General features: G+C 36.3%; 14 protein-coding genes. 3 read left to right on the forward strand and 11 right to left on the reverse strand.

Going from position 1 to position 13,291, the window contains the following annotated elements; translation table 11 throughout:
* Window positions 1-20: 20 nt before the first annotated feature.
* A complete protein-coding gene (locus BA768_RS09230; RefSeq protein ID WP_083206620.1) occupies window positions 21-617 on the reverse strand; it encodes a Crp/Fnr family transcriptional regulator in 597 nt (198 codons plus the stop codon).
* 356 nt (window positions 618-973) lie between these two features.
* Here BA768_RS09230 and BA768_RS09235 point away from each other — a divergent pair, with 356 nt between their 5' ends.
* On the forward strand, window positions 974-1,441 hold the full coding sequence (locus BA768_RS09235) for a PA2169 family four-helix-bundle protein (RefSeq protein ID WP_083206626.1): 468 nt from the start codon (window positions 974-976) through the stop codon (window positions 1,439-1,441).
* 25 nt (window positions 1,442-1,466) lie between these two features.
* Window positions 1,467-1,697, forward strand: a complete 231-nt coding sequence (locus BA768_RS09240; RefSeq protein ID WP_065720494.1) for a hypothetical protein — start codon at window positions 1,467-1,469, stop codon at window positions 1,695-1,697.
* Between the two features lie 81 nt (window positions 1,698-1,778).
* On the opposite strand, the gene BA768_RS09245 is transcribed toward BA768_RS09240, so the two are convergent.
* Window positions 1,779-2,531 carry an SDR family oxidoreductase gene (locus tag BA768_RS09245; protein ID WP_065720495.1) on the reverse strand — a complete coding sequence of 251 codons (753 nt, stop codon included), beginning with the start codon at window positions 2,529-2,531 and terminating at the stop codon, window positions 1,779-1,781.
* Window positions 2,532-2,562: 31 nt separating this feature from the next.
* Window positions 2,563-2,856, reverse strand: a complete 294-nt coding sequence (locus tag BA768_RS09250) for a hypothetical protein (RefSeq protein WP_065720496.1) — start codon at window positions 2,854-2,856, stop codon at window positions 2,563-2,565.
* 109 nt (window positions 2,857-2,965) lie between these two features.
* Between BA768_RS09250 and BA768_RS09255 the strand changes: the two genes are divergently transcribed.
* Window positions 2,966-3,565 (forward strand): ferritin-like domain-containing protein, encoded by a 600-nt coding sequence (locus BA768_RS09255; RefSeq protein WP_065720497.1) that lies wholly within the window; start codon window positions 2,966-2,968, stop codon window positions 3,563-3,565.
* A gap of 81 nt (window positions 3,566-3,646) precedes the next feature.
* Here the strand turns inward: BA768_RS09255 and BA768_RS09260 are convergent, their stop codons facing one another.
* From BA768_RS09260 to kdpB, 8 genes are all read right to left on the reverse strand, one after another.
* Window positions 3,647-4,249, reverse strand: a complete 603-nt coding sequence (locus BA768_RS09260) for a hypothetical protein (protein ID WP_065720498.1) — start codon at window positions 4,247-4,249, stop codon at window positions 3,647-3,649.
* A gap of 203 nt (window positions 4,250-4,452) precedes the next feature.
* Window positions 4,453-5,094 (reverse strand): ferritin-like domain-containing protein, encoded by a 642-nt coding sequence (locus tag BA768_RS09265; protein WP_083206621.1) that lies wholly within the window; start codon window positions 5,092-5,094, stop codon window positions 4,453-4,455.
* 70 nt (window positions 5,095-5,164) lie between these two features.
* The gene (locus BA768_RS09270; protein WP_065720499.1) at window positions 5,165-6,037 is read right to left on the reverse strand and encodes a KGG domain-containing protein; all 873 of its coding nucleotides are present in this window, start codon (window positions 6,035-6,037) and stop codon (window positions 5,165-5,167) included.
* Window positions 6,038-6,519: 482 nt separating this feature from the next.
* Window positions 6,520-8,274 (reverse strand): ATP-binding protein, encoded by a 1,755-nt coding sequence (locus BA768_RS09275; protein WP_065720500.1) that lies wholly within the window; start codon window positions 8,272-8,274, stop codon window positions 6,520-6,522.
* A complete protein-coding gene (locus BA768_RS09280) occupies window positions 8,274-9,398 on the reverse strand; it encodes a histidine kinase (RefSeq protein WP_065720501.1) in 1,125 nt (374 codons plus the stop codon). Before BA768_RS09280 ends, BA768_RS09275 begins: the two co-directional genes overlap by 1 nt.
* 67 nt (window positions 9,399-9,465) lie before the next feature.
* Window positions 9,466-10,548, reverse strand: a complete 1,083-nt coding sequence (locus BA768_RS09285) for a porin (RefSeq protein ID WP_065720502.1) — start codon at window positions 10,546-10,548, stop codon at window positions 9,466-9,468.
* Window positions 10,549-10,611: 63 nt separating this feature from the next.
* Window positions 10,612-11,175, reverse strand: coding sequence for a K(+)-transporting ATPase subunit C (locus BA768_RS09290; RefSeq protein WP_065720503.1), 564 nt, complete (start codon window positions 11,173-11,175; stop codon window positions 10,612-10,614).
* A gap of 100 nt (window positions 11,176-11,275) precedes the next feature.
* Entirely contained in the window at window positions 11,276-13,282 is a 2,007-nt protein-coding gene (gene kdpB / locus BA768_RS09295) for a potassium-transporting ATPase subunit KdpB (RefSeq protein ID WP_065720504.1), read from the reverse strand.
* Between the last annotated feature and the right edge of the window lie 9 nt (window positions 13,283-13,291).

Raw genomic sequence — 13,291 nt, forward strand, 5'->3', positions numbered from 1 at the left:
TGAGCCAGATCATAACCAGATTAAAAACAGATTTTTCCATTAGAAATCATCAGCCTTTTTTCCTTTTCGAGTTTTTTTACAGTTCTGATGACCGTTTCTACCCGAAGACCAGTAAGACTTGCCAGCTGTTGTCTCGAAAACGGAACGACATATTTGAAAGGCTCAGTAACATTGTTGTGTGATTTCAGAAATTCAAGCACTTTAAAAATCCTGTATGATGGGTTGTTGACAGACAATGTACTCAACATTTTGTATCGGTAAAACATTCTTTCTGCTGTATAAGACATCAGATTTTTCATAATATCTGCCCTCGAATTGAGCATATTCATAAAGTTGGTTTTGGCAACCTTTATAATTTCCGTATCTGTAATTGCCACAGCATTAATACAGTACGGAATATCTCCCCATAAAAAAGTTTCGGCAAAGCAATGTCCATCTGAAGGCAGACTGAAAATAAATTCATTGCCATCATCACGATATGTATTTAGTTTTACAATTCCCGACCGAATCTGGTAATAAAATTTAGGAACTGTATTTTCGAGTAAAATTGTTTCTCCGGCTGCGTATTTTTGTGTGTCTGCACCATGCTCAATAAGTATCTCTTCGTCAATAATCATAGAAATTTAATCATTATAAAAGTATCCAGCAAAATTTCAGGAAAGTGAATACCATATTTCCACTTGAGTAATATTACCGTCGCAAAATTAGAGAACGAAAGCTTTGAAGTTTATGACCTCTGACATAAACGATCAATCTTACATCAAATTTTTACTTAAAAGTACCTATTCATGGTATATAAACCCTGTTTACAGTCATCTTAGATTAATTATAAAAACAATGCAGTAATTTTATAATTAGGATGTTTTGAATGTTTTTAGAATTCTTTTATTTATACTTAAAAATTTTCATCATAATCCACTAAAAACACATCCCACAAGGCATGCTTCTTGTAATATTCGTTAAAAATATTATTATGGAAAATTCAAAAACAATCTCAGTTCTCAATGATCTTCTGCACATTACCAATGACCGGATAAAAGGCTTTGAAAGAGTCGAAGGGAAGGTATGGGAAAGCTACTCTGACCTTAAAGGTGAATATGACAAAATGATTTCACAATCGAAAATCATGAAGAACGAAATTATCGATCTGATTACTCATAAAGGCGGAAATGCGAATGAAGACACAACTTCAATCGCAGGAAATCTTCACCGTACCTGGATCGACATTAAAAATTCTTTACCAGTAACCAATAACGATCAGGAAACACTGGAAAATGTAGTATTTGGTGAGAAACACGCCATTCAGGCTTATGAAGACGCATTGAAAAGTGGAAATCTATGCAGCGAAAGTTCGGAAGTGATTGCAGATCAATTAAAAAAACTAAGGGTTTCTTACAACCAGTTCAGCAATATTGAACGATATAAAAATAAGGAAAATTAGATCTAATAATTAAAAAAATAAAGCAATGAACTATAAAGAAGCTTTGGAACACAAAAATGAATCTCTTAAAAACGCAGATGAATCGGTTCTGAAACAATATCATCTTGTAATTGCACCAGCAAATACGGATGACAGCAAAAAATACATCGATGATTTTCTGAAAAATCCTGAAAAATTTGATGATGAAAGCTGTAAAAAATATTCTTCCGACGGTCTTTTTGAAGTAATGAGTTTCAAGAAAGAAGAGGAAGAATAATAATCTGGTGATATTAACATGAGATTCGCAAGCTTATGGTAAACGGTGAAAACAGCATGATTGTTTTCACCGTTTTATCATTTAACCATTTACAATGATTCCTCCGTTCGGGTGCAAAACCTGGCCAGTAATCTGAGCAGAAGCTTCGGTAGCAAGGAAAAGATAACTTGGCGCAATCTCTTCTGTGGATGCATTTCTCTGTAAAGGAGGTTTGCTTTCGTCCTCTTTTTCTTCGCCAAAAGTTTCTTTCGTCAAAGGTGTTGCTACAGGACCCGGAGCGACAGCATTTACCCGAATTCCTTTGGGTTTTGACTGTAAAGCCAATGATCTTGTGAAAGAGACGATCGCACCTTTTGTTGCAGAATAATCTAACAGTTCTTCGTGCCCCTGATAAGCAACTGCCGAAGTAGTATTGATGACGCTGCTTCCTTCTTTTAAATGAGGAAATACTGCTTTTGTAAGCAATATCATCCCGATAATATTCGAATTAAAAGTGGTGCGTATATCTTTTTCTTTCAATTTTAAAATATCATCCTGTGGAATCTGAGTTCCGGCATTATTGATCAGGATATCGATTCCGCCAAACTTTTCAACGGTTTCTTTTACTGCTCTTTCACAGAAATCGCTTTCATTTACATCACCCTTCAGAATGATACATTCATTTCCGAGAGTAAGGATTTCTTTTTTTGCCTTTTCTGCATCTTCATCATCGCTGTGATAAATAATGGCTATGTTTGCGCCTTCTTTTGCAAAAAGAAGCGCAGTTGCCTTACCTATTCCACTATCGGCACCCGTTATAAGAGCGGTTTTGTTTTTCAGCTGTACATTGTTCATCGTATTATTTTTTTAATTATTTTTCTTCAGGTTAGTGTTTCTGCAATTGGGTTCTAAAGCATCCTAAAATAAATTCAGAATAATAAACCTGCTTATTTTGAGTTTCAGTCCTGAGATGCAGATCGAGATCTTCAGTATAAATCACCGAATTTTTATAGCTAAAACTAAACCATGCAGATATTTTGTAACCATATTCTTCTACAAAAATTGTGTATTCCGTAATAATAATTCCCCAATCGGTTTCAAAAAGTTCTGTACTATTTGCAGCAATTATTTTGTAATATCCTAATTTAGTGATTAAAAATCCTGTGTGATATGTTTGCAATCATATCTTGAATAAAAAATCATTTAGATACCACATCTTTACCATTTTAAATTTGATGGTCTGATAATTGTAATTTTTAAATCCACTAATCAATTAAACAAAATTTTTTATGGAAACTAAAAATGCATCAGCAAAAAAGACAACGGCAAGAAAAACCACAAAAACAGATGCAAAATCAACATCGAAAAACGCTTCTAAGACTCCTGCCAAAAAGGATGCCGCAAAAGATTTAAACGATCTTTTTGAAGATGCACTGAAAGATATATATTGGGCAGAAAAAGCTCTTGCAAAAGCATTACCGAAAATGCAGAAAAATGCTACTGATCCAAAATTGAAAAAAGCAATCGGAGATCATTTAGAAGAGACCAAAGAACATGCAAAGAGACTTGAAGGCTGCTTCAAAGCGTTAAAGAAAAAAGCACAGGCAAAAAAATGTGATGCAATGCAGGGACTTCTGGATGAAGGAAAAAGCATTATGGAAGAAACAAAACCTGGAGCTGTGCGCGATGCAGGAATTATTGCTGCCGCACAAAAAGTAGAGCATTATGAGATTGCAACGTATGGTACGTTAGCAGCTTATGCTAAAGTTTTAAAAGAAAAAGATTGTCTGAAATATCTTCTTTCGACATTGGATGAAGAAAAAAACTGCAACAATCTGCTCACCAAAATTGCAGATACCAATCTCAATTCAAAAGCAATTAATGAGTAATCATTAAGACAAAAAATAAAAAGAGATCCTGTAGGATCTTTTTTTTATAAGTCAACCATAGTTTCAAATTAAAGAAATAAATTATCTAAAATCTACCAGTCCTTTTACGAGACATTTCCATTGGATCTTTGAAAATCCCAACATTCCTCCAATTGCGATAAATACATTTCGGAGGCTGTTGAAAAAACCTGATTTCAGATTCGGGTATTCGTTTCTTCCGTAAATTCCGGCTTTTAAAATATTATTCTGTTTTGAAACAATAAATGTTGATGTCGCCGCATGAGAATAGAAATGAGCAATTTTCCGGCTGTTCTTTTTTGCAGGATCAGTTGATGGTCTGCACTGGATCATTACGCGATCAGAAAAATCGGCATCGATCATAATGATCTGAACCCAGTCGAAAGATCTTCCTTCGCTTCCTCCGGAACCAGGAATATCAATTCTGATATAATCTCCTATTTTGGGCAGCCGTTCAACCATCATTCCTGAAGCATCATGAAGCTTAAAGTCGGTTTTGCTTTCCGGGCAATATCTTCTCCAGTTGTTGATCGAAAAAAGTCGTTGTTTCAGCACATTATATTTCGCTTCTATTTCATCATTTTTTTCTATTTCAACTGTACTTTCTGTATCGTGAAAGCTTCCTTTAAAATGCTGGGGAACACCGGGAATATTTTTAGGTTTCATTTCTATTAATTTTAAATAATTATGGATTTATTAAGAAGTTTTGATAATATCAGCTAAAAAGCTGCCAGAAATTTGCTGTGCCAGTTAAACAATAATCATGACTCTAAAAGATATTATGATGTTCGCCTTTTTTTCAAGTGTATCAATTTTATTTAAACATAAAAAAACCACACAACAAAATCTGTCGCATGGCTGAATAAGAATTAATTTTCCTGCTCTGCTTCGAAATTGATGTATGTCTCTGCAATTTCAGTAAGATTGTAATCTGTATCTTCTTCTTCCTGGAGTGTTCTCTCTAATAGGTCTGCAGCTTTATCGTGTCCCATGGTAATGGCTAACTGTACAAGACCGCCATACGTTGCGATCTCGTAATGCTCTACTTTTTGGGCAGCAATAATTAAAGCAGCATCACGAGTCATTGTACCTTCCTCTGTAGATTTAATGACTTCCTGACCTTCTTTGATGATTCCTTCAATGGCATCACATTTTTTCTTTTCCGGCGTTTCACCGATCGACTTGAAAACTTTCTCGAGTCTGCTGATGTGTTTTTTGGTTTGTAGCTGATGATCTTCGAAAGCATCTTTCAGTTCTTCTGTGGTTGCAGCTTCCTGCATATTTTCTAGAGCTTTTACGATGGTATCTTCAGCGTAATAAATATCTTTTAAAGCATCCACAAAAAATTTGTGCAACGGCGCGTTTTTCATTTCGCTTTTTTCTACGGTTGCATTACCCATTTTAAGTGTTGCATCTTTTTCAGTTTTGTTTTGTACATCTGTTGATGATGAATCCTGTGTTGAATTAGTACCTGTACCGCTTGTTGCTGTATTGGTTGATTTGGTTGGCATAATGTAATATTTTTAATTGGTTAAAAAACTGCCCCCTTTTGTGTAAAAGGAGACAGTCTGTATAAAAAAACTATGAATTTCTTCTTCCTCCGAAACCAGATCTACCTGATCCCGAGTTTGAACCTCTTCCGCCGCCATGAGAAGCCTGACCTCCCATTCTTGCGATTCTTGTTCTTTCTTCTTTACTCATCGAAGCAAAGCCCTGTTTTCCCGATCCGGAATTTGATCCTCTACCAGAATTACCTGATCTTCCGCTTCTTGAGCCGCTTCCTGAATTCCCACTGTTAGATGATGACCTTCCACGTCCTGAATTCGAGTTTCCGCCTCTTGAACTGCTTCCTGAATTACTGTTGGTTGATCTTCCACGACCTGATCCTGAACCAGAGTTAGAACCTCCTGAGTTGCTTCCCGAATTTCCACTGTTTGATGATCTCCCACGTCCTGAATTTGAGCTTCCTCCTCTTGAACTGTTCCCTGAATTACCTGATCTCCCGCCAGAATTTCCCCCTCTTGAGCCGCTTCCTAAATTCCCACCGTTTGATGATCTTCCACGTCCCGATCCTGATCCTGAACCAGAGCCACGAGAACTTCTTCTATCGGAGGTAAATCTTCCCTGACTGTCTCTGTTTTGGTTTCCGCTTCCTGAACGTCCGGATCTTCCACGACCTCTGTTATCTTCATCGTCATCTTCATCATCATAATCATCGTCGTCATAATCTTCATCATCATAGTCTTCGTCATCATAGTCTTCGTCATAGTCATCATCTTCATATTCTTCATCATAATAATCCTCATAATCAGAGAAATCATCATCATATTCTTCATCTTCCGTTGCATCGGTATAACCATGGTCATATCCTAATTGGTAAATTTCTTCAAGAAGTGACGAATTCTGTGAAGAGCTGTTTCGTGAATTTCTGTTGTTTGAATTTCTGTTGTTCATAACTGAATTTTTTAAAATTAATATTGAGTGATTGTGAAAATCCTTGACTAGTATTCGGATTTCCGTGGTTTATTTTGGCAAAGACATAAGGGATAACCTTGAGGCAATTTCTGCTCATGGTTGAATTGTTTTAAATCAGATAAAAACTAATTCTATTTAAATTTGAAAAAGCTTAATCAGATTTTAATTCACATAAAAAATATTAAAACTACCCTCTCGGTAATTTTATGGATGTTCTGAATTTTTTTGAAAACCCGCTTTGTTCAGCAACGAACAAGCAGACAGCAGAGATGCTGAAATATTCAATGATTTCATAATATATCTTGTTTGGTGTCTATCAAAGCTACGATGAAAAAAACCATAGTAGTTATGATTCAAGTCATACAAACAGGTTTTTTAACTTTTTTTAGCAATTCTGTATTTATTAATAGCAATAATAAATGCCAACTGAAAACAGTTGGCATTTATAAAGGATTATATCTCTAAATAGTTTCCGTTTTTTTATTTAAATTTTCTTTAAGAATAAAACTAAAAGTACTTCCCTTTCCTATTTCACTTTCTACATCGATTCTTCCATTCTGAGACTCGATAAATTCTTTGCTGATGCTTAAACCCAAACCTGTGCCTTCGGCTTTAGTTCCCGGAACACGAAAATATCGGGTGAAAATATGATTCAGATATTGCTTTTCAATTCCCGGCCCCTGATCTGAGACTGAAAATTTAATATGATCAGATTCAAATTGTTCAACATTAATGTTTACCTGCGAATTTTCTGAAGAATAACGGATTGCATTCGACACAATATTATTGAGTACCCAAAGTGTTTTTTCTTCATCGGCAATCATCGTTGTAAGCTGGGAATCAAGATGAGTATTGATGGATATTTTCTTTTTATCTGCTACAGATTTATTTGCATTAACAGCCTCCTGGATAAGAGAATTGATTTCGAACGAACGGATATTGAGCTGGGTAACACCTGTTTCCAGTTGGGCTAAATTCAATAATTCACCTGTAATTTTCAGCAATCTTACGGTATCGTCATTAATGCCTTTTACAAGTTTCTGCTGTTCTTCATTAAGATTTCCGATTTTATCATTTTCCAGAAGCTGCAATCCCATTTGTATAGACGAAATAGGCGTTTTGAATTCATGCGAAACCGTACCTATAAAATGAGTTTTTGCAAGATCAAGCTCTTTGAAAGGCGTAATATTTCTCAACATAATCACCTGACCGATAAATCGACTTTCTTCTTCGCCTGTAGGAATTACATTAATATCAACAATATCTTTCTCGAAATAATTTTCTTTTCCTTCTACAAATATTTTCAAAGAATTCGGCTGATCTTTTTTTGATTCGGGATTTATAATTTCTTTAATCAGTGTGCGGATGAGGTCATTGGTCACAGCAACATCCTGAATCTGCTGACCTACAAAATTGTTTTTTCTAAGACCTGAGATTTTTAAAGCTTCATCATTTACAAAAAGAACTTTACGGTTTTCATCGATACCGATCACAGCATCATGCATGTTATCGATAAGCGTTTCGATGCGTTTTTTACCTTTCAGTATTTTATCGATTCTGCTTTCAGAATATTCCTGAAGTTTTTCTGCCATCGTATTGAAAGAACGGGCTAATTCTCCGAACTCGCTGTTACCTTCAAACCGTACTCTCTGTCTGTAATTTTGTTGGGCAATCTGATGAATACTTGCTGTAAGTTCCCGGATCGGATTGGCAATATTTGCCGGTAAATTGACCATGAGAATAAAAGCGATCAGAAAACACAATATCCCTGCAACAGAAACTACGGCAATGGCATTTTGTGCAGTTGTATTGGCAATGCTGCTCTTGAGCTGGATGGCGCTCATATTAAGCTGCATGAGCTCTGTAATTTCTTTACGGATGGAAGATTGCAGAGCTGTATTGGTTTTATCTAGTTTTAAATTTAAAAAATGATTCCGGATGCTTTGCGTAGTCTCTTTTTCACCATTTTCTGTGATGTTTTTAGATTGCAGGGTAAGATTTTTCTGGAATTCTGTCACTGCAAGCGAATCTGTATCGATCTCTTCAAGCGCCAAAAGCATATTTCGGGAATATTGCAGGGTATTGTAATTGGCAACCAGAATATTCTGTGTATCTTTTTTAAGCTGATAAATAAACCATCCTCCCAAAGTTGAAAGAATGATGATCATCAGAAACAGCAGCCCGACTCCTGCGTTAAGTTTGGTTTTTATTTTCATCACGACAAAATTACTAAATCTACGTTTTGCTTAGAAAGTCTTTTCAGTAAAGAATTAAAAGTATCTGTCGCCCAAATGATCCTCCAAATATCCAAATGCGGTTTACCGATGCATACCGTTGTAATATTTCTTTCGTCACATTGTTCCATGATTGATAAAGCGACGTTCTTATTTTCAATTCTGATAATTTCTGCACCCAATTCTGTAGCCAGTTTGAAATTATTAATCAGATGTCTCTGTTTGCTTAATGTAATTCTGTCGGAAGATTCTTTCGGAACCTGAACGTATAAAAGAAACCACTGACTGTTATAATAATTAGCCAGTCTTGCGGTTTTCCTAATAACATTTTTTGCCGTTTTTTCATTTGAACTGATACAAGCTAAAAATTTTTCTTTTCTTAAACTTTTACCAATCGTAATTTCGGCTTCCACTTTTCGGGTAACCTGTGAGGCGACTTCCTTTAAAGCCAGCTCCCGAAGCTGTAAAATATTTTCGCTTTTAAAAAAATTGCCCAATGCAGACTGAATTTTACTGCTATCGTAAATTTTACCTTCTTTTAATCGGTTAATCAGTTCTTCTGCCGTAAGGTCGATGTTGACCACTTCATCTGCTGCTGCAAGCACGGTATCAGGAATTCTTTCTGCAACTTCAATCCCGGTTACCGATTTCACCTCATCATTCAGGCTTTCAATATGCTGAATATTTACCGCACTGATCACATTGATACCTGCTTCCAGAATATCCATTACATCCTGCCATCTTTTTTTGTTTTTGCTGCCTTCGATATTGGTGTGGGCAAGTTCATCGATGATGACGATTTCCGGACGGAGAACAAGAATCGCCGAAACATTCAGCTCTTCCAGTTCTTTTCCTTTATAAAATAATTTTCTCCTGGGAATAACTGGTAGACCATCCAATAAACTGTGGGTTTCTTTTCTGTTGTGGGTTTCAATATATCCAATTTTTACATCAATACCATTTTGCAGCAAAACATGAGCTTCCTGAAGCATTCTGTAAGTTTTACCGACGCCCGCGCTCATTCCGATGTAAATCTTAAGCTTTCCTCTTTTCGACTGATTAATGAGATGTAAAAAATCTTCTGCTGATTTTCTGGGCTCTTCCATTGTAGAGTTTTTTAAATTAAAAAATTCCCCTGCAAGATCATAGCAGGGAAATTAAGCTTTTTCTGAATTAAAACGAAAATGCCAAAGCTGTAATTGCCGTTAAACTGTTTTTATTGAGCTCTTCACTTCGATCCATAAATATAGCGTCTTTGCTGTTCAGATTACGAATTTCAGCTCTCCAGACCAGATTCGGCAAAATATAATAGTCTGCATTCAGAGAATATCCAAAAGTTTTGAATCCGTTTTGGGTATTTGTAGAAATAATGACGCCTTTCTCATCCTGATAATATTCTCCCCTTCCTGTTAAACTGAATTTTTCATTTACATTATACTTCAGCAATAATACGGGAGTATACCAAATATTATAATTGCTGCTGCCTTTCGTTTTTTGTTCGGCACCCATATCAAAACCTGCGGTAATTCCTATTTTTTTATTGATCTGATAAATTCCGTATAAATTGTGGAAATATCTCATCTGTCGAATCGAATCCGGTTTATCATTTCCGATAAAAGAGCCGCTGTTCAGTGTCAGCTTTTCATTAGGTTTAAAGGTAATTTGATGACCAAATGCGGGGGTAGAATTACCGTCAACTCTCTGAATTCGCTGCCATCCATTTAACACCAATGCACTTAGAAACCATTTTCCAGTCGGAGAAGTATAAGAGATTTTGGCTCCGGTTTCAAAATAGGGAGAATTGTCTGCAAAGAGGCTTCGGCTAAGCGTCCAGTTATCTTTTCCCACCGCACTTTCAAAACCAAGATGGGAAGGCAAAATACCTGCATCAATCCACAAATTGTGTTTTTGAGAGATTTTTAAACCTACATTTGCTTCGTAAATGTTTTTCATTACTCCTGATTCTGCCGCATAATTTGCATTCATGTAAGTTCCCGCTGCCAATGCAAGATTTGCTCTTAGCCTGTCTGTATTATAACCTGCCTTTATGAAAGCAAGGTTGACATTCACTTCATTATTACGATTATGGCTGTAGACAAAACCCGGTCTGCTGTTGTTTTTAGGATTATTAAAATCTGCCATGTAATACACTTCGGAATATCCGCTTACTGTAAGAGGTTTAACAATTGAATCGCTTTGAGCCTGCACATTTTTTAAACCAAAAACTGCAAACAAAACAAAGATTATTTTTTTCATTATTATTTTTAAATATAAGATTAAAATCAGGATTACTGATTATTTTTAAATGATGATTCGCTATTATTTTCCTAATTGATCCAAAGCAATATTCAGCTTAAGTACATTGATTTTTTCCGGACCGAAAAGTCCTAGAAAAGGCTTCTGAATATTAGCTTCGATAAGCTGATTGATTTTCTCCTGAGAAATATTTCGGTCTTGAGCAATTCTTTTCACCTGAACTTTTGCTGCCTGTACAGAAAAATCAGGATCAAGACCACTTCCGCTCGCCGTTATCAGATCAACAGGAATTTCAGATTTCGCTACTCCAGGATTTTTCATTAAAAAAGTGTCGACCCTGGCTTGTACCTGTTTCAGATATTCTTCATTTGACGGGCCTTTATTGCTTCCTCCCGAACCTGCCGAATTGTAATCTACCGCTGAAGGTCGTGACCAGAAATAACGGTTTTCACTGAAAGACTGCCCGATATTGGAATAATAGGTTTTATTGTTGTGTGTAATCAGCTCTCCTTTTCCACCATTTGGTGAAAATTGTGCAATTGCCCAAATAATCGCCGGATAAACTATTGTAAGAAGAATGATGGATAAAACGGTCAGTTTTACTGCCGGTAAAATATGTTTTTTCATGATGAAATTTTTTCAGGCTAAAGACAAGAAGAAAATAGATAAGTTAATATATGAGACATTGTAATTGGATGAAGTATTCTTCCTGCCCTGCCTGTTGATTTTAAAATAGTAATGAAACAAAAAGATCTATAATTTTTATTCCGATAAAAGGAATTACTACTCCCCCTAAACCGAAAATAAATAAGTTGCGTCTCAATAGAGCTGATGCACCGATCGGTTTATAAGCAACACCTTTTAAAGCCAGCGGAATAAGGATCGGAATAATGATCGCATTAAAAATAACTGCCGATAAAATGGCACTTTCCGGACTGTGAAGATTCATAATATTTAAACCTTGCAAAGCAGGAATTGCAGTGATAAACAAAGCCGGAATAATGGCAAAATATTTGGCAACATCATTGGCAATGCTGAATGTTGTGAGTGTTCCCCTTGTCATTAAAAGCTGTTTACCAATCTCCACCACTTCAATTAATTTGGTTGGGTCATTATCGAGATCCACCATATTTCCCGCTTCTTTTGCAGCTTGTGTTCCACTGTTCATTGCTACGCCCACATCAGCCTGAGCCAAAGCCGGAGCATCATTGGTTCCATCTCCCATCATCGCAACCAATCTTCCCTCCTGCTGTTCTTTTTTGATGTAGTTCATTTTATCTTCCGGTTTTGCTTCGGCAATAAAATCGTCTACTCCTGCTTTTTCAGCAATAAATTTAGCCGTAAGCGGATTATCACCTGTTACCATCACCGTTTTAATTCCCATTTTTCGAAGTCTCTCAAAACGTTCACTGATTCCCGGTTTTATAATATCCTGAAGTTCTATCACTCCTAAAACTTTTTCGTTTTCCGAAACCACCAACGGTGTTCCTCCATTTTGAGAAATGGCACGAACTGTTTCTTCCACACCCTCAGGAAAATGATTTCCGGCACCGGTAACAATTTTTTTAATCGCATCGGTTGCTCCTTTACGGATTCTTACATTTTCATAATCGATACCTGAACTTCTTGTTTCTGCGGTAAATTTGATGTAAACCGGATCATTCACCTGATAACTCAACGGATTCACACCAGCCAACTCAATAATTGATTTTCCTTCCGGAGTTTCATCCGACATTGAACTTAACACCGCAGCTTTTATCAGTTTTAATTCATCAACACCAACAGCAGCATGAAAATGAGTGGCTTTACGGTTTCCAATGGTAATTGTTCCTGTTTTATCCAAAAGAAGCACATCAATATCTCCCGCAGTTTCTACCGCCCTTCCACTTTTGGTAATGACGTTTGCTCTTAAAGCTCTATCCATTCCGGCAATCCCGATCGCAGATAAAAGTCCGCCAATGGTTGTTGGAATAAGACAGACAAACAAAGAAATAAATGACGCAATGGTAATGGTTATGTTTGAATATGCTGCAAATGGTTTTAACGTAACGCAGACAATGATAAATACCAGTGTAAAACCTGCAAGCAGAATCGTTAATGCAATTTCGTTCGGTGTTTTCTGGCGGGATGCACCTTCCACCAAAGCAATCATTTTATCTAAAAAGCTTTCTCCAGGTTGCGTTGTTACCTGTACAACAATTTTATCAGATAAAACTTTTGTTCCACCGGTTACAGAACTTTTATCACCTCCTGATTCTCGGATGACAGGAGCCGACTCTCCGGTAATGGCACTTTCGTCAATGGTTGCCAAACCTTCAATAATTTCTCCGTCTGAAGGAATAATATCTCCCGCTTCACAAACAAAAATATCTCCCTTATTTAATTTGGCTGATGAAATTATCTCTCCGTTTCGAAGTTTTGCAGGTGTTTCTTCTCTTGTTTTACGTAAACTATCTGCCTGAGCTTTTCCTCTTGCTTCGGCAATGGCTTCCGCAAAATTTCCGAACAATACCGTTAATAAAAGGATGATAAAAACAGTAAAGTTATACATAAAGCTTCCTTGCGATTTTTCACCTGTTAAAGTCCAGATGCTGACAAACAGCATGACTAATGTACCGAGCCATACCAGAAACATGACCGGATTTTTGATCATTAGTTTTGGATTCAGTTTTACAAATGATTGTTTTAAAGCTTCCTGAACCAATTCTTTCTGAAATAATGATTTATTATTCATTTTAATTTC

This window comes from Chryseobacterium sp. CBo1 (genome assembly GCF_001693475.1).
Taxonomy (GTDB): Bacteria; Bacteroidota; Bacteroidia; order Flavobacteriales; family Weeksellaceae; genus Chryseobacterium; species Chryseobacterium formosense.